General features: G+C 58.8%; 24 protein-coding genes. 13 read left to right on the top strand and 11 right to left on the bottom strand.

Going from position 1 to position 25,872, the window contains the following annotated elements:
- Positions 1-101 precede the first annotated feature (101 nt).
- The 3 genes from purD (at position 102) to CFBP5473_RS12085 (ending at position 4,033) form a co-directional block, all read left to right on the top strand.
- Positions 102-1,376: a phosphoribosylamine--glycine ligase gene (gene purD, locus CFBP5473_RS12075; protein WP_027673948.1), complete on the top strand. Its 1,275-nt coding sequence runs from the start codon at positions 102-104 to the stop codon at positions 1,374-1,376.
- Between the two features lie 96 nt (positions 1,377-1,472).
- A complete protein-coding gene (locus CFBP5473_RS12080; RefSeq protein WP_051441152.1) occupies positions 1,473-1,931 on the top strand; it encodes a plant virulence effector HPE1-like domain-containing protein in 459 nt (152 codons plus the stop codon).
- A 272-nt stretch (positions 1,932-2,203) separates the two neighbouring features.
- Positions 2,204-4,033: a methyl-accepting chemotaxis protein gene (locus CFBP5473_RS12085; protein ID WP_027673947.1), complete on the top strand. Its 1,830-nt coding sequence runs from the start codon at positions 2,204-2,206 to the stop codon at positions 4,031-4,033.
- Between the two features lie 52 nt (positions 4,034-4,085).
- Here CFBP5473_RS12085 and CFBP5473_RS12090 read toward each other — a convergent pair whose 3' ends face one another.
- The 4 genes from CFBP5473_RS12090 to glyS are packed head-to-tail and all read right to left on the bottom strand — an operon-like array spanning position 4,086 to position 7,403.
- Positions 4,086-4,571, bottom strand: a complete 486-nt coding sequence (locus tag CFBP5473_RS12090; protein ID WP_027673946.1) for a 2-thiouracil desulfurase family protein — start codon at positions 4,569-4,571, stop codon at positions 4,086-4,088.
- Positions 4,571-4,885, bottom strand: a complete 315-nt coding sequence (locus CFBP5473_RS12095; RefSeq protein WP_027673945.1) for a helix-turn-helix domain-containing transcriptional regulator — start codon at positions 4,883-4,885, stop codon at positions 4,571-4,573. Before CFBP5473_RS12095 ends, CFBP5473_RS12090 begins: the two co-directional genes overlap by 1 nt.
- Before the next feature lies 1 nt (position 4,886).
- On the bottom strand, positions 4,887-5,207 hold the full coding sequence (locus tag CFBP5473_RS12100) for a type II toxin-antitoxin system RelE/ParE family toxin (protein WP_027673944.1): 321 nt from the start codon (positions 5,205-5,207) through the stop codon (positions 4,887-4,889).
- Positions 5,208-5,249: 42 nt separating this feature from the next.
- Positions 5,250-7,403: a glycine--tRNA ligase subunit beta gene (gene glyS, locus CFBP5473_RS12105; protein ID WP_027673943.1), complete on the bottom strand. Its 2,154-nt coding sequence runs from the start codon at positions 7,401-7,403 to the stop codon at positions 5,250-5,252.
- A gap of 377 nt (positions 7,404-7,780) precedes the next feature.
- Between glyS and CFBP5473_RS12115 the strand changes: the two genes are divergently transcribed.
- The 4 genes from CFBP5473_RS12115 to CFBP5473_RS12130 all read left to right on the top strand — a co-directional run bounded on the left by CFBP5473_RS12115 (position 7,781) and on the right by CFBP5473_RS12130 (position 12,874).
- Positions 7,781-8,743, top strand: coding sequence for a glycine--tRNA ligase subunit alpha (locus CFBP5473_RS12115; protein WP_027673942.1), 963 nt, complete (start codon positions 7,781-7,783; stop codon positions 8,741-8,743).
- Positions 8,744-8,817: 74 nt separating this feature from the next.
- Positions 8,818-9,369 (top strand): LemA family protein, encoded by a 552-nt coding sequence (locus tag CFBP5473_RS12120; protein ID WP_027673941.1) that lies wholly within the window; start codon positions 8,818-8,820, stop codon positions 9,367-9,369.
- A gap of 39 nt (positions 9,370-9,408) precedes the next feature.
- Positions 9,409-10,668: a 3-phosphoshikimate 1-carboxyvinyltransferase gene (gene aroA, locus CFBP5473_RS12125; protein WP_027673940.1), complete on the top strand. Its 1,260-nt coding sequence runs from the start codon at positions 9,409-9,411 to the stop codon at positions 10,666-10,668.
- 283 nt (positions 10,669-10,951) lie between these two features.
- Positions 10,952-12,874 carry a DUF2207 domain-containing protein gene (locus CFBP5473_RS12130; protein WP_027673939.1) on the top strand — a complete coding sequence of 641 codons (1,923 nt, stop codon included), beginning with the start codon at positions 10,952-10,954 and terminating at the stop codon, positions 12,872-12,874.
- A gap of 20 nt (positions 12,875-12,894) precedes the next feature.
- On the opposite strand, the gene CFBP5473_RS12135 is transcribed toward CFBP5473_RS12130, so the two are convergent.
- The 5 genes from CFBP5473_RS12135 to CFBP5473_RS12155 form a co-directional block, all read right to left on the bottom strand.
- Positions 12,895-13,089 carry a membrane protein gene (locus CFBP5473_RS12135; protein WP_027673938.1) on the bottom strand — a complete coding sequence of 65 codons (195 nt, stop codon included), beginning with the start codon at positions 13,087-13,089 and terminating at the stop codon, positions 12,895-12,897.
- A gap of 14 nt (positions 13,090-13,103) precedes the next feature.
- Positions 13,104-13,961: a S49 family peptidase gene (locus CFBP5473_RS12140; RefSeq protein ID WP_027673937.1), complete on the bottom strand. Its 858-nt coding sequence runs from the start codon at positions 13,959-13,961 to the stop codon at positions 13,104-13,106.
- Positions 13,962-14,260: 299 nt separating this feature from the next.
- Positions 14,261-14,566 (bottom strand): GIY-YIG nuclease family protein, encoded by a 306-nt coding sequence (locus tag CFBP5473_RS12145; protein WP_027673936.1) that lies wholly within the window; start codon positions 14,564-14,566, stop codon positions 14,261-14,263.
- A gap of 202 nt (positions 14,567-14,768) precedes the next feature.
- Positions 14,769-15,536: a tRNA1(Val) (adenine(37)-N6)-methyltransferase gene (locus tag CFBP5473_RS12150; protein ID WP_027673935.1), complete on the bottom strand. Its 768-nt coding sequence runs from the start codon at positions 15,534-15,536 to the stop codon at positions 14,769-14,771.
- Between the two features lie 6 nt (positions 15,537-15,542).
- Positions 15,543-15,773, bottom strand: a complete 231-nt coding sequence (locus CFBP5473_RS12155) for a putative signal transducing protein (protein WP_027673934.1) — start codon at positions 15,771-15,773, stop codon at positions 15,543-15,545.
- 116 nt (positions 15,774-15,889) lie between these two features.
- Here CFBP5473_RS12155 and CFBP5473_RS12160 point away from each other — a divergent pair, with 116 nt between their 5' ends.
- The 4 genes from CFBP5473_RS12160 to moaB all read left to right on the top strand — a co-directional run bounded on the left by CFBP5473_RS12160 (position 15,890) and on the right by moaB (position 20,450).
- Complete coding sequence (locus CFBP5473_RS12160; RefSeq protein ID WP_027673933.1) at positions 15,890-16,906, top strand: polyprenyl synthetase family protein; 1,017 nt, start codon at positions 15,890-15,892, stop codon at positions 16,904-16,906.
- 263 nt (positions 16,907-17,169) lie between these two features.
- Positions 17,170-19,008 carry a tetratricopeptide repeat protein gene (locus CFBP5473_RS12165; protein WP_027673932.1) on the top strand — a complete coding sequence of 613 codons (1,839 nt, stop codon included), beginning with the start codon at positions 17,170-17,172 and terminating at the stop codon, positions 19,006-19,008.
- A gap of 6 nt (positions 19,009-19,014) precedes the next feature.
- A complete protein-coding gene (locus CFBP5473_RS12170; RefSeq protein ID WP_027673931.1) occupies positions 19,015-19,914 on the top strand; it encodes a 4-(cytidine 5'-diphospho)-2-C-methyl-D-erythritol kinase in 900 nt (299 codons plus the stop codon).
- Positions 19,911-20,450 carry a molybdenum cofactor biosynthesis protein B gene (gene moaB / locus CFBP5473_RS12175; protein WP_037170692.1) on the top strand — a complete coding sequence of 180 codons (540 nt, stop codon included), beginning with the start codon at positions 19,911-19,913 and terminating at the stop codon, positions 20,448-20,450. The genes CFBP5473_RS12170 and moaB overlap by 4 nt, the downstream gene beginning before the upstream one ends.
- Here the strand turns inward: moaB and CFBP5473_RS12180 are convergent, their stop codons facing one another.
- Positions 20,451-20,969, bottom strand: a complete 519-nt coding sequence (locus CFBP5473_RS12180; protein ID WP_027673929.1) for a glycosyltransferase family protein — start codon at positions 20,967-20,969, stop codon at positions 20,451-20,453.
- A gap of 266 nt (positions 20,970-21,235) precedes the next feature.
- On the opposite strand from CFBP5473_RS12180, the gene CFBP5473_RS12185 reads away from it, so the two are divergent.
- On the top strand, positions 21,236-22,393 hold the full coding sequence (locus CFBP5473_RS12185; RefSeq protein ID WP_027673928.1) for a PA0069 family radical SAM protein: 1,158 nt from the start codon (positions 21,236-21,238) through the stop codon (positions 22,391-22,393).
- A gap of 371 nt (positions 22,394-22,764) precedes the next feature.
- Positions 22,765-23,424, top strand: coding sequence for a ribonuclease HII (locus tag CFBP5473_RS12190; protein ID WP_051441160.1), 660 nt, complete (start codon positions 22,765-22,767; stop codon positions 23,422-23,424).
- A gap of 486 nt (positions 23,425-23,910) precedes the next feature.
- Here CFBP5473_RS12190 and CFBP5473_RS12195 read toward each other — a convergent pair whose 3' ends face one another.
- Positions 23,911-25,734: a methyl-accepting chemotaxis protein gene (locus CFBP5473_RS12195; RefSeq protein ID WP_037170690.1), complete on the bottom strand. Its 1,824-nt coding sequence runs from the start codon at positions 25,732-25,734 to the stop codon at positions 23,911-23,913.
- Positions 25,735-25,872: the final 138 nt, after the last annotated feature.

Below are 25,872 nucleotides of genomic sequence, written 5' to 3' on the forward strand. Positions count from 1 at the left end.
TCCTCTCGCCACACTTACACCCGGCAAATCTCCATATACGTCTTGACCTTTCGCCCCCCTGCCCTTAACGCCGCAAGGAATTCGAAACAGGGGTGTTGAGCATGAAAGTTCTGTTGATCGGTTCCGGTGGTCGCGAGCATGCGCTGGCATGGAAGATTGCCCAATCCCCCAAGCTGACCGAACTTTTTGCCGCACCCGGCAATCCCGGCATTGCAGACCATGCGACGCTGGTGTCGCTCAATGTCGAAGACCACGCAGCAGTGATTGCTTTTGCCAAAGAAAACGCCATCGACTTCGTGGTCGTCGGCCCGGAAGCGCCTCTGGTCGCCGGTCTCGCAGATGATCTTCGCGCAGCAGGCATTGCCACATTCGGCCCCTCCAAGGCTGCCGCGCAGCTGGAAGGCTCCAAGGGCTTCACCAAGGACCTCTGCGCGCGCTACGATATTCCAACCGGTGCTTACCGGCGCTTCAAGGCTGCCGAACCGGCGAAAGCCTATGTTCGCGAACAGGGCGCACCCATCGTCATCAAGGCGGATGGTCTGGCCGCTGGCAAGGGCGTGACCGTTGCCATGACGGAAGGCGAAGCTCTGGCCGCCATCGATGATTGCTTCGAAGGTGCATTTGGTGCGGCGGGTGCGGAAGTGGTGGTCGAGGCCTTTCTCGACGGTGAAGAGGCAAGCTTCTTCTGCCTCTCCGATGGCAAGACCGCACTGGCCCTTGCCACCGCGCAGGACCACAAGCGCGTGGGCGACGGCGACACCGGCCCGAACACCGGTGGCATGGGTGCCTATTCCCCGGCCCCGGTCATGACCGAGGAGATGGTTCAGCGCACGATGAAGGAGATCATCGAGCCGACGATCACGGGCATGGCGAAGGATGGCAATCCCTTCTCCGGCGTGTTCTTCGCGGGCCTGATGATCACGAAGAAAGGCCCGGAACTCATTGAATATAACGTCCGCTTCGGTGATCCCGAATGCCAGGTGCTGATGATGCGGCTGAAGAGCGATCTGCTGCCGATCCTCTATGCCACGGCCACCGGCACGCTGGATCAGGTAACCGCAGAATGGCGCGATGACCCGGCGCTGACGGTCGTTCTCGCCTCCAAGGGCTACCCGGCTTCTTATGACAAGAATACGCCGATCACCTTCATCCCTGAGGCGAGCGATGACGCCAAGGTGTTTCATGCTGGCACAGCCTTGAAGGATGGTCAGCTGGTTGCGACCGGCGGGCGCGTGCTGAACGTGACCGCCTTCGGCAACACTGTCGGCGAGGCTCAGGCCCGCGCTTACGCCCTTGTCGACAAGGTAAAGTGGGACAATGGCTTCTGCCGCCGCGATATCGGCTGGCAGGCGGTTGCCCGTGAAAAAGCGAAGTAACAATCGGCATTTCGCTCAATTTTTACCAAACATCCTGACCTGATGGAAAGGAACAGTGCTTAGGATCAGCCTCGGTTAAAGATACGGGGTTTTGATATGCGCAAGGTTGTTCTGACGGCTGCACTGGTGCTGGCAAACGGCACGGCAATGGCATCCTCCATCGAGGTGGTGCATGGCTCGCGCACGGCAAATGACAGTATCATCGCCATTTCCTGCGAAGGCTGCCCGCGCCCTGCACCAAAAACCGCGCCTCAGCCAGTAACCACCCTGCAGCCGGGAACGCAGAACGTTTCCATTCGCGATATCGGTGGCCACAGGCAAACAGTGCGCACCGAAGCCTGGCTTGGCGGATCACCCGTCACCTTCGTCAGCTCCAACCCAATCTGGCTTCCGCAGGAGAATGCGCCGGTGGCAGCCGATGCCCCCGTGCAGATCGATAGCGAAACGACCACGGCTGCGGTGGAGCGCCCGACCGGGCGGGCAGAAGGCGTGGCCGATGCCGATCTTCGCGGGCTGGATAGCATCACGTCGCTACCGCTGCGCCAATCCAACTAGATTTACCACACGATTATCCAGAGTCGTCCGATCGCTGTATTGGACAACCAGCAATGGAACGCCGTTGCTCTGTTTTTGATAAAACGCAATTTATTTTTCTCGGCACTGCTCTGCCGGGCGCTTACTTAAGCATTTCTTCAAATTTCTGACGCTTCCTGAAATGAAGAATGTGCGATGCAGCACATGTTTGGCGCAGGATGCGCATTTCCCCAGAAAACAAGCTTGTTTGACGCCCTCGGCAGCCGATGGCGCAACGTTTTTCGAGAGCGACGATGAAGAACCTCCCCATTTCCCGCCAACTGATCATGCTGGTGATCGCGCTTATGGCGGCTTTCACTGTTGCGACCTATTTCCAGATCAAATCCTCCGTCAACGCCATTTATGAAGAGCGCTACGGCATGCTGCGGACGCAGGTGCAGTCGTCCATCTCCATTCTTCAGTCCTTCTACGACAAGGAAAAGGCTGGCGCGCTCACCCGCGAGGAAGCACAGAAACAGGCCTTCGCCATCGTCTCTTCGATGAAGTACGTGCCGGATGGTTACATGTTCGGCTATGACTACGATGTGAAGATGCTCTTCCATCCAGACCCCAAGCGCGTCGGACAGAGCTTCAAGGGCAAGCCAGACAGCCAGGGCTTCAACTACCGCGACGAGTTGGTGCGTCTGGCGCGCGCTGGCGGCGGCGAAACCAGCTTCTACGGCCCGAAGCCCGGACAGGAAGGCGACGGCTTCCTGAAAAGCTCCTACGCCATGGCGTTCGAGCCCTGGCAGGTGGTGGTCGTGACCGGCGTCTATGTTGACGATCTTCAGGCGCAGGTTCGCTCAACCATCATCGGCGCGCTCTCGGTCGGTATTCTCGTTTTCGGTCTTGGTCTTGCGCTGGCCTATTACGTTATCCGCGGCATCACCAAGCCGCTCAGCGATATTCACCGCGCGCTTGGCGAAGTGGCCAATGAAAACGTTGCGATGACCATTCCGCACACGGAAATGAAGAATGAAGTGGGTCTGATGGCGAAGGCCACCGCGTCGCTTCAGCAGAAGGTGCGCGAGCGCCACGCCATGCAGGCGCGTCAGGAAGAGCAGCAGCTTCAGTTGGATACCGAGCGCCAGACCAATATCGACATGCAGCGCGACGAAGCCGAGCTTCAGGCCCGCGTCGTCTCCACCATCGGCGAAGCGCTGGAAAAGCTCGCTGCCGGTGACCTTACCGTTCGCTGCCGCGATCTCGGCACACGCTATTCCGATCTGCGTGACAATTTCAACGAAGCCATCTTGCATCTCGATGCGGCCATGACGAAGGTGAACACGAAGAGCGTCGACATCGGCGGTTCGAAGGACGAAATCCGCAAGGCTTCCAACGAGCTTTCCCAGCGCACCGAACGTCAGGCCGCGAACCTTGAGGAAACCTCCGCAGCGCTGGATGAGCTGACGGTTGCCGTTCGCCAGACCTCCGAAGGCGCGCGCGAAGCCGCAAAGCGCGTCACCTCCATCAGCACCGATGCCAGCCGCAGCGATACGATCGTTGAAGAAGCGATCGGCGCGATGAGCGGCATCGAGCAATCCGCCGAAGAAATCTCCAAGATCATCGGCGTCATCGACGATATCGCCTTCCAGACAAACCTTCTGGCACTCAACGCCGGTGTCGAAGCCGCGCGCGCCGGTGAGGCAGGCAAGGGCTTCGCCGTCGTTGCTCAGGAAGTGCGCGAACTGGCCCAGAAATCCGCAGCAGCAGCCAAGGAAATCAAGGACCAGATCGCTCGCTCTTCCAATCAAGTCGAAAACGGCGTCCGTCTCGTCGGCGAAACCGGCGATGCACTCAAGCGCATCTCCGACCAGATCAAGTCCGCCAGCGAAATCGTCAGCAAAATCGCTCACTCTGCAGCCGAGCAGGACACGACGCTGCGCTCCATCTCCTCTTCGCTGAACCAGCTGGATGCTGCCACGCAGCACAACGCCGCCATGGCCGAGGAGACCACCGCATCGGCAGAAGCGCTGGCCGCAGACACCGAAGAACTGATCAACCTCATCAGCACCTTCCGCGTTTCGCACCACCAGTCCGGCTCGCTGCACGGCATGGCGCACCAGATGCGCATGGCGAGTTGATTGGATTTCAAATTGAGAAGACAGGGACGCCGGGGAGAAATCTCCGGCGTTTTTATTGGGTCAGAGCGTCCAAAGCGTCGACATCCTTATGGGAAAATACAGCAATCCCCGCCTGCGATAGCAACGCCGCCGTCACACCGTTTCCAGCATGTTTCGCACCCGAAAACGTCCCATCATAAATCGCCGTCGAGCCACATGACGGACTTCCATCGATGAGCAAAGCATAGGCGCAACTGTGCTCCTGCGCGAAAGCCAGCGCCTTTCTTGCACCGGCAATGAACTCCGCAGTCACATCCGCGCCGGTAACTTCCAGCACACGCGCCCGCCCCTCAAGCACATCAAGCCCGGAAGCACCGTTCTCGATTTCAGCGGGTGGTCGCGGCACAGGCATTCCGCCCGCCATTTCCGGACAGATCGTCACCAACCGCCCCTCCTCCCGCCAGCGCTCGATAGCCGGATGAGCAAGCGGCTTGCCCTTGCCATCATATCGCACGGCATGGCCGAGGAGACAGGCGCTGATGAGGATTTTGGATTTCATCAAGCCGCGGCAACTGCGAGGTGGATGCCCGAATCTTTCTGTAACGCATGAAGGACGGAAAACAGATTATCGGCGCGCGGATTTCCCTTCGGACCGAACATCCGCATCAGGCTCTTGGACGGCATATCGACTTCGACTGCGAGAGCTTCAAAGCCTATGGTCGCATTGATGAAATCGCGAAGCACCGCCTTGCCGGTTTCAACATCGCCCTCAAGCAACAGCTCTACGGCATCGGACAGGAGAGCAGCGCGAAAATCGGGATCACTCTCCACCCTCGTCTTCACTGTCTCCCTGAACTCTCGCGTCAGCGCCACTTCAAGACCCTTTTCTGGATTTGTAATCTTGCCAGAAGGCATGAGCTGCTTCGATATCATTCTGCTGTCTGGTCTTGGTGCCGCCAATCAGCAGAATGACCAGCGATTCACCATCTCTACCGAAATAGACGCGGTAACCCGGTCCATAATCGATCCTGTATTCCAGAACGCCCGACCCGACGGTTTTCACGTTCGAAAAATTGCCCTGTCCCATGCGGGTCAAGGCAATCGTAACCTTTGAGGCTGCTCTAGCATCGATCTTACTGAACCAACGCTCGAAGGGGCTCGCACCCCTTTGATCGAGATATTCAACGATCCTGATCATGCGCATAGTACCATAAACGTTACCATGCGCAAGTTTTCCTCAGCCCGTGATCTTCGAGAAATCGGCAACCGTGCCCGTTGCTTCGCGAATAGCCTTCAGCAGAGCCAGACGGTTGGCGCGGACAGCGAGGTCTTCGTCGTTGACGAGGACATCTTCGAAGAACTTGTCGACTGGCGCACGCAGCGTGGAAAGCGCTTGCATAGCGGAACGGAAGTCTTCCGCTTCCACGGCCTTTGCCGCGTCGGCAGAGGCGGTTTTGATGGCAGAATAGAGCGCTTTTTCCGCGTCAAGCTTCAAAAGTTCTTCTGAAACGCCGTCGGCAACGACGGTGCCCTTCTTCTCTTCGGCGGCGAGGAGTTGCGTGGCGCGCTTGGTGCCTGCCAGCAGGTTCTTGCCGTCTTCACCGGTGATGAAGGCGGTCAGCGCTTCGACGCGACGGGCGACCATGAGGAAGTCATCGGACTCTGGTGTCAGCACGGATTCGATGAGGTCGTAACGTGCGCCGAGGTCGCGGAGATAGACTTTCAGGCGGTCGTGGAAGAAGGAGATAAGGTCGGGATCTTTAACAACGCTGAGCAGCGGCAGCCGCACATTCCGCTCCAGAATAATACGCACAACACCAAGTGCCGCACGGCGAAGCGCGAACGGGTCCTTCGAGCCTGTCGGCTTTTCATCGATGGCCCAGAAGCCGACGAGGGTGTCGAGCTTATCGGCAAGCGCGACCGTTAGCGAAACCTTGTCGCGCGGAACGGCGTCGGTTGGGCCTTGCGGCTTCCAGTGTTCTTCGATGGCAGCGGCGACGCTTTCGTTTTCGCCTTGGAGCAGCGCATATTTGCGGCCCATCAGACCTTGAAGTTCGGGGAATTCACCCACGGCTTCCGTGCGCAGATCGGCCTTGGCCAGAACGACGGCGCGATCTACCAGAGCGGCATCGGCACCGACGATAGGGGCGAGTTGACGCGCCAGTTTGCGGATGCGCGCCACGCGCCCACCCTGCGTGCCGAGCTTGGCATGGAAGGTGACATTCAGCGCGTCGAGCTTTGCCATGCGCTGGTCGAGCGGCTTGGCAAGGTCCAGACCGAATTTGGCAGCAGATTCCTTCAACGTTTCGAGGTCCGGCAGATCGCCCTGATCGCGCGTCCAGAAGTGCTTGGCATCAGACAGGCGCGCGCGCACGACCTTGCCGTTGCCGTGGATGATTTCCTTGCCGCCATCTGTCGCCTGAATGTTGGAGACCAGAATGAAGCGGTTTGAGAGGCCTTCGGTCGCGCCTTGCGGGCGGGTGACGAAGCATTTCTGGTTGGTCTTGATCGTCAGGCGGATGATTTCTGCGGGTATTTGCAGGTAATCTTCCTCGAAGGTACCGATCAGAACCTGCGGCCATTCGACGAGGCCAGAGACTTCTTCCAGCAGGCCTTCATCTTCCACGAGGTCCAGACCGTTTGCGAAAGCCAGATCTTTGGCGTCATGCAGGATGATATCCTTGCGGCGCTCGGCATCCAGAATGACCTTCGCTTTTTCGAGGCTTGCCACGTAATCATCGAAGCGGCGTACCGTGATGGCTTCCGGTGCGTGGAAACGGTGGCCATAGGTAACATTGCCTGCCACGACACCATCGATCTCGAAGGGGATGACCTGCGTTTCGTCATGCTCGGGGCCGAACATGCAGACGATGGATTGCAGCGGGCGCACCCAGCGCAGGCTTTCCGAACCCTTGCCTTCGATGCCGCCAAAGCTCGATCCCTTCGGCATGGAGGCCGAGCCGGAGCGCATGGATTTCGGCCATGGGAAGGACCGGATGATACCGGGCATGACCTCGGCAATGATTTCTTCGGCAGGACGGCCCGGCTTGTTGACGATGGCGACGTAGAAATCACCCTTCTTCGGATCGGAAACCACCTGCGCCTGCGAAATATCGGAGAGGCCAGCGCCGCGCAGAAAGCCTTCGATGGCTTTCTCGTTCGCGTCCGTGCGCGGTCCCTTCTTTTCTTCACGCACATCGGCAGAGCGGGCGTTAAGGCCGCGAATATCCAGCGTCAGGCGGCGCGGCGTCCAGTATTCGCGCGCACCTTCATAGGTCAGCCCTCTTTCCACCAGCGCATCGGTGACAAGCTTCTTCAGATCACCCGCCGCCTTGCGCTGCATGCGGGCGGGGATTTCTTCGGAGCGAAGTTCGAGCAGAAGATCAGGCATTGGTCAATTTCCGGTGTGATGGATTTTCTTTGGCCTCTGCTAGCAAAATTTCCGGTGAATGCACAATGTTAATGTGAGTTGATTGATCGTTGACGTGAGAGCAAGTTCGCCCCCCTCTGCCCTGCCGGGCATCTCCCCCACAGGTGGGGAGATCAGCAAGCGGCGCTACCTTCGCTCCATCCGCAAGGTTAGAGATGGGCGGCAGCTATCCACGATTCGATCTCCCCACCTGTGGGGGAGATGCCCGGCAGGGCAGAGGGGGGTAAGCCGCACACTCAAGGGCAACGATCTCACAGAAGCCTTGACCTTTAACCCCTACCCATGGCACCTGTCCGCAACCGATGTAGGTTAAGCCTACGTACCCTCTCTTGACCGTGATGACCGCAATGACCGACGTTCCAGACCATATGAACCCGAAGCGTTCCTTTCAGGCGCTGATCCTGACGCTGCATAATTACTGGGCGGACAAGGGCTGCGCAGTGTTGCAGCCTTACGATATGGAAGTGGGTGCGGGCACGTTCCACCCGGCCACGACGCTGCGCGCGCTTGGCCCCAAGCCGTGGAAGGCCGCTTATGTGCAGCCGTCGCGCCGTCCTTCCGATGGTCGTTATGGTGAAAACCCGAACCGGTTGCAGCATTATTACCAGTATCAGGTCATTCTGAAGCCGAACCCGTCGAACTTGCAGGAGCTATATCTCGGCTCGCTGAAGGCCATCGGTCTGGACCCACTGCTGCACGATGTGCGCTTCGTGGAAGATGACTGGGAAAGCCCGACGCTGGGTGCCTGGGGTCTGGGTTGGGAATGCTGGTGCGATGGCATGGAAGTGTCGCAGTTCACTTACTTTCAGCAGGTCTGCGGCATCGAGTGCTCGCCGGTTGCGGGTGAGTTGACCTATGGTCTCGAGCGTCTGGCCATGTATGTGCAGGGCGTGGACAATGTCTATGACCTGAACTTCAACGGCCGCGAAGGCGACGAGAAGATTTCCTATGGCGACGTCTTCCTGCAGGCAGAGCAGGAATATTCGCGCCATAACTTCGAATATGCCGATACGGCCATGCTGCATCGCCATTTCATCGATGCCGAGAAGGAATGCCAGGCGCTTCTGGCCGCTGGTGCGCCGGGCGATAACGCCAACCAGATGCTGCATAAATGCGTGTTTCCGGCTTACGACCAGTGCATCAAGGCAAGCCACGTCTTCAACCTTCTGGATGCACGCGGCGTGATTTCGGTGACGGAGCGCCAGAGCTACATTCTGCGCGTCCGCACTCTGTCCAAGGCCTGCGGCGAGGCTTTCCTGATGACGGATGCCGGTGGTGTGAACTGGAATACGGCGGCCTGACGCCTTAAATGGTCAGGTGATGATGACGAGCCGGGGCATTCGGCTCGTTGGGGTTTTCATGAGGGGGAAGCTGCATGTTCATCGCATTGACCATCGTCGCGGCAATCGCGCTTTATGTCGTCTTCTTCTATAACGGCCTCGTCAAATCGCGGCAGATGAAGGAAGAGGCGTGGTCGGGCATCGACATTCAGTTGAAGCGCCGCGCCGACCTTATCCCCAACCTCATCGAAACCGTGAAGGGCTATGCGGCCCACGAAAAGAGCACCTTCGAAGAGGTGGTCAATCTGCGCAACCGTGCGCAGGCCGTGCCTGCCGGTGATGTCGAGGGACGTGCGCAGGCGGAAGGTCTGCTCGGGCAGGCCATCGGCAAGCTGTTCGCGCTGGCGGAAGCCTATCCGGACCTGAAGGCCAACCAGAACTTTCTGGAATTGCAGCGCTCTCTGGAAACGCTGGAAGGCGAAATACAGATGTCGCGCCGTTACTATAATGGCGCTGCGCGCGAGTTGAATGTGAAGGTGGAAAGCTTCCCCTCCAATCTCGTTGCGGGCCAGTTCGGCTTTGCCAAGGCACCCTATTTCGAGATCACAAACGAGGCGGATCGCGCCGTTCCTTCCGTGAAATTCTAATGCTGGAAGCCAGTGCGCTGGCGAGAAGACGATAAAGACATGATCGAACTGACCATCACCCCGCCAGACCATCCGCTTTCCGGCAAGGTTGAGCCGCCCGGCTCCAAATCCATCACCAACCGCGTGTTGCTGCTGGCCGGTCTTGCCAAGGGCAGAAGCGTGCTGACCGGCGCGCTGAAAAGCGATGATACGCTTTATATGGCCGAAGCCTTGCAGGCGATGGGTGTCAAGGTGACCGAGCCGGATGCGACGAGTTTCGTGGTGGAAAGCCAAGGCGTGCTCACCGCGCCGGACAAGCCGCTCTTCCTCGGCAATGCCGGAACCGCAACGCGCTTCCTCACCGCCGCCGTAGCTTCCGTCAACGGCACCGTCGTTGTCGATGGCGATGAGCATATGCGCAAACGCCCAATCAAGCCGCTGGTGGATGCGCTGATAGCGCTCGGCATCGACGCTACGGCGCCGACAGGCTGCCCCCCGGTGACGGTGAAGGGAACTGGCAAGGGTTTCACCAGGGAAAGCGTCACCATCGATGGCAATCTCTCCAGCCAGTATGTCTCGGCCCTTTTGATGGCGGCACCCTGTGGTGCGCAGGCTTTCGACATCATTCTGGCCGGTGAGGACATCGGTGCGAAGGGCTATATCGACCTTACCGTTACCGCCATGGAAGCCTTCGGCGCGAAGGTGGAGCGGGTGAGCAACGCCGTGTGGCGCGTGCACCCCACCGGTTATAAGGCAACCGATTTCCACATCGAGCCCGATGCATCCGCGGCCACCTATCTCTGGGGCGCGGAACTGCTGACCGGCGGCAAGATCGATATCGGCACGCCTGCCGAAGCCTTCACCCAGCCGGATGCCAAGGCGCATGCGGTGATGGCGCAGTTCCCCAACCTGCCCGCCGAGATCGATGGCAGCCAGATGCAGGACGCAATCCCGACCATCGCCGTGCTGGCCGCCTACAACAACACCCCCGTCCGCTTCGTCGGCATCGCCAATCTGCGCGTGAAGGAATGCGACCGCATCCGCGCGCTTTCGCTCGGCCTCAACCAGATCAGCAAGGGGCTTGCGCATGAGGAAGGCGACGATCTGATCGTGCATGCCGATCCTGCACTGGCAGGACAGACGGTGAATGCGTCCATTGGCACGTTCCACGATCACCGTATCGCCATGAGCTTTGCGCTTGCGGGATTGAAGACCGGCGGGATCGGCATTCAGAACCCGGCTTGTGTGGGCAAGACCTATCCGGGGTACTGGAAGGCATTGGGGTCGTTGGGTGTGAAGTATGATGAGGTGGATAAGTAAGTTGCGGAGACTAACCCCTCACCTGAAAAATCTATGACTTAGCTGAAGCTAAGACCATGATTTTTCTTCCTCTCCCACAAGGGTAGAGGTAATCTGCGGCACCGCTCTGGATTCTACCAGAGCTTGAGTAAGCCGAAAGGGTGCGACGCCCTTTCCTCTCCCCTTGTGGGAGAGGATAGAAAACCTCGATCTTCGCAAAGCGAAGTCTTAGGTTTTCTTGGTGAGGGGTGCCGCTGCTTGCTGAGACGCAAATGAGGAAAAGGCCAAAGGGAGAACCGCACTCGTGAAGACCATATTCGCCCGAATTCTCGCGCTTTTCGTCTTCATCGCCACGGCGCTTCCGGCCTTTGCCGAAGAATTCATCCTCTCCTACCACTCGATTGTCGATGTTGCGAAAAGCGGCACGCTGACGGTGACCGAGACGATTACCGCGCGGGCGGAAGGCAACCGCATCAAGCGCGGCATCTTCCGTGATTTTCCGCTCTATGCGCTGGATAAGGATGGCAACCGCACCAAGGTTGGTTTCAACGTGGTGTCCGTGGAGCGTGATGGTGCGCCGGAAGACTGGCGCACGGAAAATATCGAAGGCGGCATTCGCATCTATACGGGCAATGCCGACCGGCTTCTCCCCACCGGCGAACACATCTTCCAGATCACCTACACGACCGACCGGCAGATCCGCTATTTTGACGCCTATGACGAGCTGACCTGGAACGTGACCGGCAATGGCTGGCAGTTTCCCATGCGCGAAATCTCCGCCACCATCTCGCTTCCCCAGGGCGCAAAGCCCACCGATACCGCCGTCTTTACCGGCAAACTCGGCGCGAAAGGCAAGGATGCGCGTGTGCTGACCGAGGGCAACGAGGTCTTCTTCGCCTCCACCCGCCCCTTCTATGAGGGGGAAGGCATGACGGTTGCGGTGCAGCTGCCGAAGGGCGTGCTGGATGCGCCGTCCGCCTCGCAGGAAAGGCGCTGGTGGCTGCGAGATCATCTGGGCCTGATCGTCGCTGGCATCGGCCTGCTGATCGTGCTGGCCTATTACTACAAGGCATGGGCAGCCGTCGGTCGCGATCCCGCAACGGGTGTCATCGTTCCGCGCTGGGACCCGCCGGATGGCGTTTCGCCAGCGCTGGTGAATTACATCGACAACAGAGGTTTTTCCGGTGCGGGCTGGACTGCACTTGCGGCGACCGCGTTGGATCTTGCCGTGAAAGGCTTCGTAACGATCGAGGATTTGAAAAAGTCGCTCGTCATCAAGCGCACGGACAAAAAGATCGAGGACAGCCTGCCAGTTGGGCAGCGCACGCTGCTGTCCTCCATCGGCACGACCGGAGATGATCTGACGATCAATAAAACCAACGGCGCGAAGGTTCAGAAGGCTGGAGAAAGCTTTCGTTCTGCCATCGAGAAGGAACATCGCAACAAATATTACAAGAGCAATATGGGTTACATCGTCGGTGGTCTCATGCTCAGCTTCACCATCCTTCTCATCACGCTCATTGTCGGCGGGTTCGATGAAGGCGATGCCGAGGTTTTCATCTCGCTTGTAACGACAGCGATATTCTTCGCGGTGGGCGCGACCCTTTTCGGCAAGCAGCGCAGACAGTGGGATGGCCTGCTATCACGGCTGGGAGCAATCCTCTTCATGGCCGTCTCGGGCTTTGTCGCCGCCACGCTCATCCTCGGCCTTATTGCCAGACTGTTCTTCGAGCATGCGCATGACACCGGCACGCTTGCGCTGGTGGCGGTCGCGCTCATCGTACTCATCAACGTGCTTTTCCTCTTCCTGATGGACGCACCCACGCCGCTCGGTCGTAAGCTGATGGACGGCATCGAGGGGCTACGGCTTTATCTAACCGTTGCGGAAAAAGATCGCATGAACATGCAGGGCGCGCCGCAAATGTCGCCGCAGCATTTCGAGACGTTGCTGCCTTACGCTGTGGCGCTTGGTGTGGAAAAGCCGTGGAGCGAGGCGTTCGAGACGTGGCTAGCTGCCGCCGCCGCTGGTGCGGCGGCTTACGCCCCCGGCTGGTATAGCGGCAATTACAGCAATTTCGGAGAGCGTATCGGCGGCTTCTCGTCATCCATGGCGTCCACCATCGCCTCGACAATTCCGGCACCGGTCAGTTCATCGTCCTCAAGCTTTTCGGGCGGCGGCGGATTTTCGGGGGCCGGCGGTGGGGGTGGAGGCGGCGGCGGTTGGTGAGCCGCGCCGCGCCAGAACCATCAGACTTCGTCTTCTTTCTTCACGCGGTACTCACCCGTTTCCGGGTCTTTCACCAGCGTCCCGGCAGCGCCTGTCTGGCGCTCCTTTTCCTGCCGCTTGGATTTGGCGGAAAGCTTCTCGGCGTCGTTGACGAAGCGCTTGTAGAGAATGATCGCCCCGATCACGAGCAGGGCGAGCGTCAGCATTTGGGCCATCTAAATCAATTCCATCACAATCCGTATCGGGCCCACAATGCCTTTTCTTCCGCAACTTCCGCAAGCCCCGAAGCGGCGGATGCGGCGATGGCATTGGCCGAGAGATCGACGCCCGGCACCTTCTTGCCGAACAGACTGCGGCTGCCGCTGATGAGTTGCAGCTTGACCTTCTCGCCATAGCGGCGGCGCAGCACATCCTTCATGTCGCCCAGCCCATCCACAAGGCCAAGATCGACGCCGCGCATGCCGGTCCAGAACAGGCCGGAAAACAGCGTCGGATCGTCCTTGAGCTTTGTGCCACGGCGCAGCTTGACCATATCGATGAAAACATTATGGATTTCGAGCTGGAGCGACTTCAGATAATCGATATCGCCTTCCTTCTCCGGCTGAAACGGATCGAGGATCGCCTTGTTCTCACCGGCGGTATAGACGCGGCGCTCGACGCCGATCTTGCGCAACATTTCCGGAAAACCGAAGCCGCCGGAAACCACGCCGATGGAGCCGACGATGGATGTCGGATCGGCAATGATCTCATCTCCGGCCAGCGCGATCATATAGCCGCCGGATGCCGCGACATCCTCGACGAAGATCAGAACCTTCTTGTTCTTCTCTTCCGCAAGCTGGCGAATGCGGTTGTAGATCATGCGCGACTGGACAGGCGATCCGCCGGGCGAATTCAGCGAAATCGCCACGACCGGCGCGTCCTTCATGCCGAAGGCCTTGTCCAGAAGCGGCGCATAGGAAGCCAGATTGAGCGCCGGACGAAACTGGCTACCACCCGCCATAATCGCCCCTTGCATACGCACCACCGGCACGATCAATTCCTGTTTACGAAACCGCTTCGGCACTAGGCGCTTCAAAAATCCGGCCATCTCATCCTCTTGGCAATTCTACTCTGCAAGGGGATGTATGTATCGCGGGGGCAAACGCAATGGTGGGGTGGGGATAATTTGTTCGGCTAAGGATGGTGGGGTTCGCAGGCTGCAGCCCGCAACCCTCGCCCCTCGAGGCCCCTGCGGGGCACCTCAGGATGAGGGTTGCTCTGTTTGCATCTAGGCTATCCCTTGCCTAAGACGACCGCTATCAGTTGGCATTTGGGTCTCTCCGCCCTCATGGTGAGGTGCGGAGGCGAAGCTGTAGCCTCGAACCATCAGGGCGGCCACCCGCGCCACTACCTATCCGAATTAGACATCAAACTCTTTCGACGCGAAAGCTCCGGCAACGCCTCATACGCCAAAGCAATGAGAGCTTCCTTTTTTCGCCGCAACCAACCCTTGATCTGCCGCTCTCTTTCAATCGCGTCGATGATCCGGTCGTAGGTCTCTGTGAACACCAGTTCGACGGGCAGCCTCTTTGAAGTATAGCCCTCATAGATGCCAGCATTATGCTCCCATACGCGAGCTTCCACCGGCTGCTTCGTCAGGCCGGTGTAATAGGAACCATCTCTGCATCTGAGGATATAAACTGTAGCTTCCATAGGGTGAAACTGCCGCATTCGTCGGGTGAGTTCAACCTTGCAAACTTTGGGGTTTTTCAAAGGGCATAGTTGGTCGCCCGCAACCCTCGCCCTTCGAGGCCCTTGGGGGGCACCTCCCCTTCGACACGCTCAGGATGATGGATGAGGATTGCTGCGTAGCGCCCTTCTACAACACTCGGATAGACGTCTTCATATCCTCGTATCATCGCCTCCTATAAGCCACCCTCCCATTGCTCAAATCATCCACTACAGCCGCAAATGCGTGGCTGTCTTCTTCGTGCATGATGAGCGGGGCGCGAAATGTGAGCCTTGCGCGGGAGCCCTTGATGGCGGTGATGAGCATGCGGACGGCGTCTTCGCCGGGTCTTGGGTGGATGAGGGTGATTTCCAGGCCGCCGAAGCGGCGGTGGCAGGCAGAGATGATGTCGGATACCGATTGCGGGCGGGCGATGAGGGAGAGTTGACCTCTTGAGACAGTGATTGCGCTTGCAGTTCGGATCCAGTGTTCGAAAAGATCGTCCGTCATGGCATGGGCTGCGGCCTTCAGCGCATCCGGCGTCTTGCGGTCTTCGGCGTCATTGTATGGCGGGTTCATGATGACGTGATCGAAGTGATTATCCAGCAGTCCAGCTTCGGCACGGGCATTGGCGCGCAAGGTCACGTCAGCCTGCCGCACATTTACGCGGCCTGCAAAGGCGGCATTTTCCGGCAGAGCTATGCTACGGCGGGCGAAATCGGCCATCTCGTCGGAGAGTTCGAAAAGCGTGACCTCTGCCGTGTCCAGACGCGCTGCCACAGCAAGGCCAGCGGCCCCTGCCCCTGCGCCCAAATCGGCGACACGGCAAGGCTTGTCATCGGCTACAAGCGAGGCGAGCAGCATGGCATCCATACCCGCCCGGTGCCCCCTGCCTTTCGGCTGAACCAGATGAAAGCGGCCCCGGTGGAATGCGTCGATGGTCTCCGACACCATGGCGTTTCAGCCCTCGTGGTCGCGCAGTTCGTCGGCAAGGCCCGCATCGATAAGAATGCGGCGGGCCTGATCCGACCTTTCGTCTTCCACAAGGAAGCGGCGCGGCAACAGGCCCAGTGAACCTTCGAGAATGCTCATGCCCTGATCTGCGATCAGGCAATGGATGCCGGCATCCTTCATCAGGCTTTCTGCGAAAGAGAGCAGAACGGCGTCATTTGTACGGATCAATTCACGCATACGTAAGTTTCCATCAAGAATCCCATATTTTTGAACGGCGCGTGGCAAATCGCCACTTGCCGCCACCAACGTCGCTTTCTATTGTCAAACCCAAATTCGAACAGGAGTCCGGTCCGTTGGGCGTCGTCATACCGCTTGAAGAAAGCAAAAACAAACTCGCATCCGTCAAGCCGCTTGTCGACCTGACCCGTCCGGATATGGAGCGCGTTAATCAGCTTATCCTGTCCAGGGCCGGTTCTGATGTGCAGATGATCCCGGAAGTTGCCAACCATCTGATCTCTTCCGGTGGCAAGCGCCTGCGCCCCATGCTGACGCTCGCCTCCGCCTCCATGTTCGGCTATGATGGCGATCACCACATCAAGCTCGCCACCAGCGTAGAGTTCATGCACACGGCAACGCTTCTGCATGATGACGTGGTGGATGAGAGCGATCTTCGTCGCGGAAAATCCACCGCCCGCACCATCTGGGGCAATCAGGCCAGCGTTCTCGTCGGCGATTTCCTGCTGGGTCAGGCCTTCCGCATGATGGTGGATGTCGGCTCGCTGGATGCTCTCGACGTGCTTTCCACGGCAGCTTCCGTGATTGCCGAAGGCGAAGTGCTTCAGCTTTCCGTCGCCAAGAACATGGAAACGACGGAAGACGATTATCTGCAGGTCATCCGCGCCAAGACGGCGGCGCTTTTTGCCGCAGCCGCAGAAGTCGGGCCCATCGTTGCCAAGACCGACAAGGCAACGCGCAGCGCGCTTAAATCCTATGGCATGAACCTCGGCCTCGCCTTCCAGCTGGTGGATGACGTGCTGGACTATGGCGGCAAATCCGCCGATCTGGGCAAGAATACGGGCGATGATTTCCGCGAAGGCAAGATCACTCTGCCGGTCATTCTCTCCTACCGCCGTGGAACGACGGAAGAGCGTGAATTCTGGAAGCGCGCCATCGAGAATGGCGAAAGCACGGATGAAAACCTCGAGGTCGCGCTCGGCCTGATCAAGAAATACAAGGGTCTGGCGGACACTATCACCCGCGCCAATCACTACGGCACCATTGCTCGCGATGCGCTGGCGCCCCTGCCGAAATCGCCCTGGAAGGACGCCTTGATGGAAGTCATCGACTTCTGCATCGACCGCGTGAACTGAGGCCCAATGTTGCCGTGGTGAGGTGATCTTTCGCCCGGCGGCAACATTTCACAAATCCAAAATCAGAGGCGTAATTTGTTGCAGGCTTGCTTCAAAAAAGCCATTCTGTCGTGACGTGATGCGTGGTGGTCTGAATCGATTCCGGTTTGGGAGACCACATTCCAATTCAAGCATTACAGCGTCCCGGTGCATTCGTTCTGCGCCGAACTGTAAGGCGGGAAACTGATTTTTCGGTGCATAAGCACAAAAGCAAAGGTTCCTTCATGCGGCGCAAACCAGCAATTCGTCTTCTCTGCGGCGCGGCTTTCATTGCCGCACTCACAATCGGCGCGGGCTCTGCCGCGCTGGCAGAGACGAAGCCCGCCGACGCCAAGGCCGAGACGGCTGTCAAGTTCGATCCTGAAAAGGTCAATACGTTCTCAGGCGCGTTCCTTGCCGCCCGCACTGCCGATGTGGATCAGGATTACGCAACCGCGATCACGCTTTACAAGAAGGCGCTGGACTTCGACACGGCCAACACGGAAATCCGTCAGCGCCTGATGATCGCTCAACTATTGAGCGGTGATTTCGAGGCTGGCGCAAAGATTGCCGACAGCCTGAAGGACGATAGTTCCGTAGAGCGCGTGACGACAATCGTGCGCGCGCTTGCCGCCATCAAGCACAAGGAATTTTCCTCCGCCGAGAAAATCCTGAAATATAGCGGCCCGAACGATCTGGACCGCATGGTCAATACACTTCTCTCCGCCTGGGCGCGCGCCGGTGCTGGCAAGGGCAAGGAAGCGCTGGCCATGGTCAATGGCATGAAGGGCCCCGGCTGGTTTTCGATCTTCCAGAAATACAATGCCGGTTCCATCGCGCTCGTATCCGGCAATATAGACGCCGCACGCAAGAGCCTGGGCGAAGCCGTGGCGGACCGCGAAGGCGGTGCAACGGCAACCGACACATATATGCGCGCCGTGATGGCGCTTGCGCGTCTTGAAGCCAAGGCCGGGAACAAGCAGAAGGCGCTGGACACCATTGCCGTAGGCGATGGCTTTGCACCGAACTACGCGCCGCTGAAGGCGCTTCGCCAGAGCATCGAAAAGGGTGACAAGCCCGACCAGCAGGTTCAGACCCCCGTTGAAGGTGCGGCCTCCGTCATGTTCTCCATTGCCGGTGCGCTGAACCGCGAAGGTGCTGAAGAAATCGTGACGCTTTACCTGCAAACGTCTCGCGCGCTCGATCCGCAGAGCGCGGATACGCTGATCCTGCTCGGTGGCCTTGCCGAAGCACAAAAGCAGCCGGACCGAGCCGTCGCCTTCTATCGCGAAGTGCCTGCCGATTCGCCCATGCACCGCATTTCCGAATTGCAGCTTGGCCTGACGCTGGCGCAAACGGACAAGGTGGATGAGGCGCGCCAGCACCTGAAGGCGCTGCTGGAATCCGACCCTGCCGATATCCGCTCCTACCTTGCCTATGGTTCCGTGCTTTCGGATGCCAAGGATTACGCGGCAATGGCGGCCAATTACGACAAGGCTGTCGAAGTGATCGGCGCTGTGCCGAAAAAGACGGACTGGACCATCTTCTTCCAGCGCGGCATTGCCTATGAGCGCCTGAAGCAGTGGGACAAGGCGGAGCCGAACTTCAAGCGCGCGCTGGAACTGAACCCCGAGCAACCGCAGGTTCTGAATTATCTGGGCTATTCCTGGGTGGACAAGAACATCAATCTCGATGAAGGCATCGACATGATCCGCCGCGCGGTGGAGCTTCGCCCGAATGACGGTTACATCGTCGATTCGCTCGGCTGGGCGCATTTCCGCCTCGGCGCATTCGATGAAGCCGTGGAAGAACTGGAGCGCGCTATCGAGCTTCGCGCCGGTGATCCCACGATCAACGATCACCTGGGCGACGCCTATTGGCGCGTTGGCCGCAAGCTTGAGGCCGTCTACCAGTGGAACCGCGCATTGATCGGCGAAAGCGACGATGTGGATCAGGCCAAGGTGAAGGAAAAGATCGCCAACGGCCTCCCGCCTCTGGAAAAAGAAGCGGAAAACACCGCGAAGAAGGATCAGGCCCCTCCTCCACCTGCAACACCTGCGCCCGCGCCGGATAAAAAATCCTGACGCCCGATGCTTTCGCATGATGTGAATGGAGCGGTCGAAATCATCGAGGCCGCTCCCGCCAAGATCAATCTTGCGCTGCATGTGACCGGCCAACGGCAGGATGGATATCACCTCCTTGAGATGCTGGCCACCTTCACAGAAGCCGGAGATGTGCTTCGCATTAGCGATGCGGATGCGGACCGGTTTTCCATCTCCGGGCCTTTTGCGCTGGCCCTCAAACATGCCGACCCCGATAGCAATCTTGTGCTGAAAGCACGCGATCTGCTGCGGGCGCATCTGCAAGAAGGCGGCACGGCCACCCCGCCTGTCTCCATTCATCTGGAAAAGAACCTGCCGATTGCATCCGGCATTGGCGGCGGTTCGGCAGATGCGGCGGCAACCTTGCGCGGTCTTATCCGCCACTGGAACGTTCAGGTCTACAGCGATTCTTTGGGCGAAATCGCGCTGAAGCTTGGCGCGGATGTTCCGATGTGCCTTGCCAGCACGCCGTTGATTGCGCGTGGCATTGGTGAGGAGCTTACCCTCCTGCCGAATTTTCCGCGGCTTTCGCTCGTACTGGTCAATCCACTACAGGGCGTGTCCACGCCCGCCATTTTCCGGCTGCTGGAAAGCAAGAACAACGCTCCCCTTCCCGCTTTGGCGGATGATGATTGGTTATCGATGCTCGGTGCGCTGAGAAACGATCTCCAGCCCCCAGCGATGCGCCTTTTGCCCCAGATCCAGGACGTTCTTTCTCTGCTCAAGGCAAATGGTGCCGAGTTCGTGCGTATGTCCGGCTCCGGCGCAACATGTTTCGGCCTGTTTCCATCATGGGAGCAAGCGCAGGCAGCAGCCGCTCGACTTCGGGAACAACAGCCGGAATGGTATGTTCAGGAAACGACAACGATAGCGAGGCAAGGATCATGAGCGAAGGCAGACAATTTATCCCGGTCGGCATTGCCGTTCTCACTGTTTCGGACACGCGCAGCCTTGCCGACGATAAATCCGGCGCGACGCTGGTCGCCCGGATCGAAGAGGCGGGCCATCGCCTCGTGGACCGTGCCATCGTGCCGGATGACCGCGATGCGATCCGCGACAAGGTGCATGGCTGGACCCTTTCCGATGAAATCGATGTGGTCATCACCACGGGTGGCACCGGCTTCACGGGTCGCGACGTTACGCCCGAGGCTCTGGAACCCCTGTTCGAAAAGCGCATGGATGGCTTCTCGGAAGTCTTCCACCGCATCTCCTATGACAAGATCGGAACCTCTACGATCCAGTCCCGCGCAACGGCGGGCCTTGCCAATTCGACTTTCATCTTCGTCCTGCCCGGCTCCCCCGGCGCCTGCAAGGATGCCTGGGATGGCATTCTGAAAGGCCAGCTGGATTACCGGCATATGCCTTGCAATTTCGTGGAAATCATGCCGCGTCTGGATGAGCACCTGCGCCGCAACAAAGGCTAATCAGCGAGCAGCCTTCAGCACAGAGGCCGGAATAAGCTCCGCCCCGAGCCTGCGTGGCTTCTGCGACTTCGGAAAATCATCGAGCGCAAGGCCGGAATTCGCAAGATTGAGCGCATCCTGCTTGCGCAATAGCAGCCCATATTCGAGCGCAGGTCCGCGGTGAAAAAGACGCGTGAGCAGCGACGGCCTGTAATGCCGCGAAGGCGCAAATTGCGCCGGGCTCCTGTTCAGCGCCACATATTCCAGAATTTCTTCGATCCAACCGCCCTGCGGGCGGCTGCCGGGTTCGACCAGCAAAAGCCAGTCGCCGCGTGCCGATTCGATGATCTCGCTCACATTCCAGCTTTCATGAAAACGGCAACCCGCCGCCTCCGCTACACGGGCCGAACCATCCTGCGATGCATGGTCGAGAATGATGACATCGCTGACCAAACCTTCCACCGCGCCCGAGACCAGCGCAGACAGCGTGTGCGCGAGTTCCGATTCGTGATTTCGGCTTTCCATGATGACTGTCAGCATATCTTGTCAGCTTGTCGTTCGTCCCAACCGTGAAGAGATAGGCGTTCGGCACCTGCAACATCTCATCGATAAAATTCCTACATCATTGATCGCAAAAGCCAAATCGATTTTCCCGATTGCCCGTGCATAGAGTTAAGAAGTTGGCTTTGCGGGCCGCAATTTGATCGACACGCGAATGACATTCATTTTGTTCTTGTAATGTTCTCGTTTTCACGGTAGGAATTTCTTCATCCAACTCGCTGGCATCTGCCGGTCAGGAGCATCAGATGAGACAACATGTTCTTACAGGGCAGGCTGCCTATCAGCCGAGCCATAAGCCGGATATTGCCAACGCACTGGCCGATGCCTCTGGCCTGCGGATCGAGATCGACCGCCGTCGTGGCCGGGGTGCTGGCATCAATCCGGGTGGGCGCTTCGAGACGTTGCAGCATGAAGCCTTTGAAGATGGCTGGGATATTATCGAGGAATTGCCGGAGTTCAAGACGGATGTGCAGGTGGAAAAGCCTCGCACCATCATCACTCGCAACGAATCGCCCGACATTCCTTTCGATCGCTCCATAAATCCCTATCGCGGCTGCGAACATGGCTGCATCTATTGCTTCGCCCGGCCTACCCACAGCTATATGGGGCTTTCGGCGGGCCTTGATTTCGAGGCCAAGCTGTTTGCCAAGCCTGACGCGGCCAAGCTGCTGGAGCGTGAACTGGCAAAGCCCGGTTACAAGGCACGCGTCATCGCCATCGGTACCAATACCGACCCCTATCAGCCCATCGAGAAGGAATGGCGGATCATGCGCCAGATTCTCGAAGTGCTGGCCAAGGCGGAGCATCCTGTCGCCATCGTTACCAAGTCGGCCCTGATCACGCGTGATATCGATATTCTTGCGCCTATGGCGAAGAAGGGGCTGGTCAAGGTTGGCATATCGGTGACGACGCTGGATCGGAAGCTCGCCCGCAGCATGGAGCCGCGCGCATCCACGCCATCCAAACGGCTGGACGCGATCAAACAATTGACGGAAGCGGGCATTCCTGTTGCCGTCATGATGGCGCCCGTCATCCCGGCGCTGAACGACCATGAGATCGAACGCGTACTGGATGCCGGGAAGGCTGCGGGTGCGACGGAAGCATCCTATGTGCTGCTGCGGTTGCCGCTTGAAGTGAGCCCGCTGTTTCGGGACTGGCTGCTGCGCAATTACCCGGACCGCTATCGCCACGTCATGTCGCTCGTGCGTTCCATGCGGGATGGCAAGGATTACGATGCTGAATTCGGCAAGCGCATGAAGGGCGCAGGCCCCTACGCATGGCAGATCGGTCGTCGCTTCGAAATGGCAACGAAACGGCTCGGTCTCATCCGCCGCGGCATCCAGTTGCGGGACGATCTCTTCGTTGCGCCCGGCGGTGCTGGCGTTCAGCTTTCGCTGCTTTAGGCATGGTGTGCAAACTGTGCAGCGGCTTTGCTTAGAATGCGCAAAACCGGAACTTGAAGCATTCATATGAGCGCGAGACCTGTGTTGCGCTTTAGATGAATATCTTGCGTGGGGATGCTGCTCGCACCGTCCGCTCATAGAACGGTAACGCCGCCGTTTTTGTATTGAAAGAATGTCCGGTGCGCTTCCCTGACGCACCGGCGTTGCCCCCGGTACCGCCGCCTCGCGTGCGATCGTCGTTTCCCCGCCGCCTATGGGAAAATGACCATGGCTCTGGTCAGCCATAGATGACAACCACGCCCCTATGGGTTGTCGTCATCGCCGCAACCGGGGGCTTGCGGGAGATCGGGTGTCTGTGCGAGTTTCGCCGCATGAAACGACGTACAGCATCCGATTCTCCTTCCCTGTTCGACCTTGCTCCGGCAGCACCGGATTTCAGCATGGAGCTTGAGGCACGCAAGCGCGGGCTCTGGCCCGTTGCAGGAACGGATGAAGCGGGGCGCGGCCCCTTGGCCGGTCCCGTCGTCGCAGCTGCTGTTATTCTCGACCCCGACAATATTCCGCCGGGGCTGGATGATTCCAAAAAGCTGACGAAGGCGAAGCGGGAGGCGCTGTTCGATCTCATCATCGGGAGCTCCTTCGTTTCCGTCGCCTCCTCCGGGCCGGTCCTCATCGACCGCATGAATATTCTGCGCGCCAGTCTCGATGCCATGCGCCGCGCTGTTCTGGGGCTTGAAGTCCCACCTGCCCTTGTTCTTGCCGATGGCCGCGACCAGCCACCCGGAATTTCCTGCGAAGCGAAAGCCGTCATCAAGGGAGACGCCCGCTCCGTCTCCATCGCAGCCGCCTCCATCATCGCAAAGGTCACGCGAGACCGCATGATGGAACGCGCCGGAACAATCCACACCGCCTATGGCTTCGAGCTCCACGCCGGATACGGAACCCCTGTCCACCTCCGCGCCATCGAAGCCCACGGTGCCTGCTCACTGCACCGCATGAGCTTTCGCCCACTCAGGCAGGATGTTGCGTAAAGGGCCATTTCGCTATCGTCCCGCACTTGCTCCATTGCTGTCCGGTTTAAGCTGAGTTGGGAGTTTGAGGCGAAAACAGCTCCCCCACTCGTCACCCCGGCCTTGAGCCGGGGGCCAGCAGACGCGCGTCTGCGCGTCAAAAAACCTTTCAGACCAAAGACTTGGTCTGGCTGGATCCCGGATCAAGTCCAGGATGACAGTGGTGGGGAGTGCCGTTGCTGCATTCCCAGCCAGCGTTGCAACGGCGAGTCCGAGTTCGCACAGAGTACAAAAAACGAAATGCAGTCGATACCCTATACTAGGTCTATAATATCAACCGGACAGCAGTGCCGTGAACGTTAATTCATCCAATGCACAAATGTCCGACTACCACGCTATTTCAGGCCAAAGACTTATCCTGATGGATACTGACTAGAGGTCGGCACGACGGAAAAAGATCGGCAGCTTTTACGTCAGCAACTGAAATCTATCAGAACAGCAGTGACTCTAACCCGCAAGCCGCATCTGGTAACCGTCTCGCTGGCCCCCATGCTCCGTGAGCCTGAACTGCTGGAGAAGCGTGCGCAGCTTGTCGCTTTCGCTGGCCAGTGCGGCGGTGGCGGAGGTGGTTTCTTCCACCATGGCGGCGTTTTGTTGGGTGGTCTGGTCCATCTGGTTGACTGCCGTGTTGACTTCGGCAAGGCCGGTGGCCTGTTCCTGTGCGGAGGAAGCGATTGCGCCCATGTGATCGTTCATCGCCTCGACGTGGTGGCTGATGGATTTCAGGGCATCGCCGGTTTGCTGCACCAGCTTGACTCCGCTTTCCACTTCGCTGGAAGACTTGCTGATCAGTTCCTTGATCTCCTTTGCGGCCTGTGCGGAGCGCTGTGCGAGTTCGCGCACCTCCTGAGCCACAACGGCAAAGCCCTTGCCCGCTTCACCAGCTCGTGCCGCTTCCACGCCCGCGTTGAGGGCGAGGAGATTGGTCTGGAAGGCAATTTCATCGATGACGACGATGATGTTCGATATCTGGCCGGATGACTGCTCGATGCGCTGCATCGCGTCGACCGCAGTCGCGACGACATCGCCGGACACCTTGGCGGCGCGCGTTGCTTCGCCTGCCGCGCCGCGGGCTTCCTGCGCGCGCTTGGTGGAGTTGGCCACGTTGACGGTGATTTCGTCCAGAGCCGCAGCTGTTTCCTCAAGCGTTGCCGCCTGTTGTTCGGTGCGGCGGGAAAGATCGACCGAACCTTCGGCGATTTCACGCGTACCGTTGTTCATGGCGTCGATGGAATGCGAGATTTCCGTAAGCGTTGCGCCAAGTTGCGTGATCGACTGATTGAAGTCACGGCGCAGCGGTTCGAAATCCGGCGAGAAGGCGTCATTGAGTTGGAAGGCAAGATCGCCGGATGCCAGACGGCGCAGACCCGCGGCAAGGCCGGATGTCGCTGCGCGCAGCCGCTCTTCTGCATCCGCTTCAGCCCGACGCTGGGTTTCCAGCCGCTCCGCCTCCGCCTGCTGGCGATTTCGTTCCGCCTCGGATTCGAGCCTCTGGTTTTCAATCGCGCTGCGGCGGAAAACCTCAACGGCATCTGCCATCGCGCCGATTTCGTCCTTGCGCTCGCGGCCTGGAATATCGATTGCCGTATCGCCGGAGGAGAGCTTGCGCATAACACCGGTCATCCGCACCAACGGCTTCGCCAGGTACATATTGCCGAAGACTGCGGCGCCGAAACCGATGACGAGCGCGATTGCCAGCGATGCGTAATTCAGCGTGATCGCCGAAGACGCCGTCGCTTCTGTCGCATCGCCTTCGCCGCGAACGTCGGATTCCATGTCGTCCACGGCATCCTGAAGTGCTTTCTTCGCATCATTATAAGCGCCGAGTGCATCGCCAACGAAAAGCGCCCTCGCCTCGTCCATCCTGCTGGCCTTGACAAGAGTTTCGACCTGCGACCAACGGCTTTCCGCTGCTGCCCATTTGCTGGTGAAGTTTGCGAGATGCGTCTTGTCCGCCTCATCGACGAGGTAGGTCTGATATTCCTTCAAATTATCGCCGAGGTCGCTCTTCGCCTGGGTGAGTTGACGTTGAAAATCGGCCTGTGCGGCTCCGGTGGCGCTCACGATCGCGCTTTGCGCATTTCGCACGCTACCGACGTCGGCATTGATTGCGCCCAGACTGATGAATGCGGGAACACGCTCTCCGACAATGACCTCGATGCCGCCTTTGATCTGAGAAAGCGACATGACGGAGAAACTGCCCTGCACACCCGCAACCAGCAGCATTACGCCCGACAGGCCGGCCAAAACTGCACCGATCGATAATTTCATGATCGTCACCCCAGATAGAAGACTATGGATAATTTGAAAATGCGCATGCTTCAGACCGCACGCAGCCTCACAGCGACCCCGCGTGGCCTCTGGAAAACAGACAATCTGATATTGATATTCCCACCCTTTAGAACTGTA

The sequence above is a fragment of the Agrobacterium larrymoorei genome (assembly GCF_005145045.1).
GTDB lineage: Bacteria > Pseudomonadota > Alphaproteobacteria > Rhizobiales > Rhizobiaceae > Agrobacterium > Agrobacterium larrymoorei.

Bases quoted from the DNA above. Each gene is read 5' to 3' on its own strand.
- purD (WP_027673948.1), top strand. From the start codon at position 102: ATGAAAGTTCTGTTGATCGGTTCCGGTGGTCGCGAGCATGCGCTGGCA.
- CFBP5473_RS12080 (WP_051441152.1), top strand. From the start codon at position 1,473: ATGCGCAAGGTTGTTCTGACGGCTGCACTGGTGCTGGCAAACGGCACG.
- CFBP5473_RS12085 (WP_027673947.1), top strand. From the start codon at position 2,204: ATGAAGAACCTCCCCATTTCCCGCCAACTGATCATGCTGGTGATCGCG.
- CFBP5473_RS12090 (WP_027673946.1), bottom strand. From the start codon at position 4,571: ATGAAATCCAAAATCCTCATCAGCGCCTGTCTCCTCGGCCATGCCGTG.
- glyS (WP_027673943.1), bottom strand. From the start codon at position 7,403: ATGCCTGATCTTCTGCTCGAACTTCGCTCCGAAGAAATCCCCGCCCGC.
- CFBP5473_RS12115 (WP_027673942.1), top strand. From the start codon at position 7,781: ATGACCGCAATGACCGACGTTCCAGACCATATGAACCCGAAGCGTTCC.
- CFBP5473_RS12120 (WP_027673941.1), top strand. From the start codon at position 8,818: ATGTTCATCGCATTGACCATCGTCGCGGCAATCGCGCTTTATGTCGTC.
- aroA (WP_027673940.1), top strand. From the start codon at position 9,409: ATGATCGAACTGACCATCACCCCGCCAGACCATCCGCTTTCCGGCAAG.
- CFBP5473_RS12135 (WP_027673938.1), bottom strand. From the start codon at position 13,089: ATGGCCCAAATGCTGACGCTCGCCCTGCTCGTGATCGGGGCGATCATT.
- CFBP5473_RS12140 (WP_027673937.1), bottom strand. From the start codon at position 13,961: ATGGCCGGATTTTTGAAGCGCCTAGTGCCGAAGCGGTTTCGTAAACAG.
- CFBP5473_RS12145 (WP_027673936.1), bottom strand. From the start codon at position 14,566: ATGGAAGCTACAGTTTATATCCTCAGATGCAGAGATGGTTCCTATTAC.
- CFBP5473_RS12150 (WP_027673935.1), bottom strand. From the start codon at position 15,536: ATGGTGTCGGAGACCATCGACGCATTCCACCGGGGCCGCTTTCATCTG.
- CFBP5473_RS12155 (WP_027673934.1), bottom strand. From the start codon at position 15,773: ATGCGTGAATTGATCCGTACAAATGACGCCGTTCTGCTCTCTTTCGCA.
- CFBP5473_RS12165 (WP_027673932.1), top strand. From the start codon at position 17,170: ATGCGGCGCAAACCAGCAATTCGTCTTCTCTGCGGCGCGGCTTTCATT.
- CFBP5473_RS12170 (WP_027673931.1), top strand. From the start codon at position 19,015: ATGCTTTCGCATGATGTGAATGGAGCGGTCGAAATCATCGAGGCCGCT.
- moaB (WP_037170692.1), top strand. From the start codon at position 19,911: ATGAGCGAAGGCAGACAATTTATCCCGGTCGGCATTGCCGTTCTCACT.
- CFBP5473_RS12180 (WP_027673929.1), bottom strand. From the start codon at position 20,969: ATGCTGACAGTCATCATGGAAAGCCGAAATCACGAATCGGAACTCGCG.
- CFBP5473_RS12185 (WP_027673928.1), top strand. From the start codon at position 21,236: ATGAGACAACATGTTCTTACAGGGCAGGCTGCCTATCAGCCGAGCCAT.
- CFBP5473_RS12190 (WP_051441160.1), top strand. From the start codon at position 22,765: ATGAAACGACGTACAGCATCCGATTCTCCTTCCCTGTTCGACCTTGCT.
- CFBP5473_RS12195 (WP_037170690.1), bottom strand. From the start codon at position 25,734: ATGAAATTATCGATCGGTGCAGTTTTGGCCGGCCTGTCGGGCGTAATG.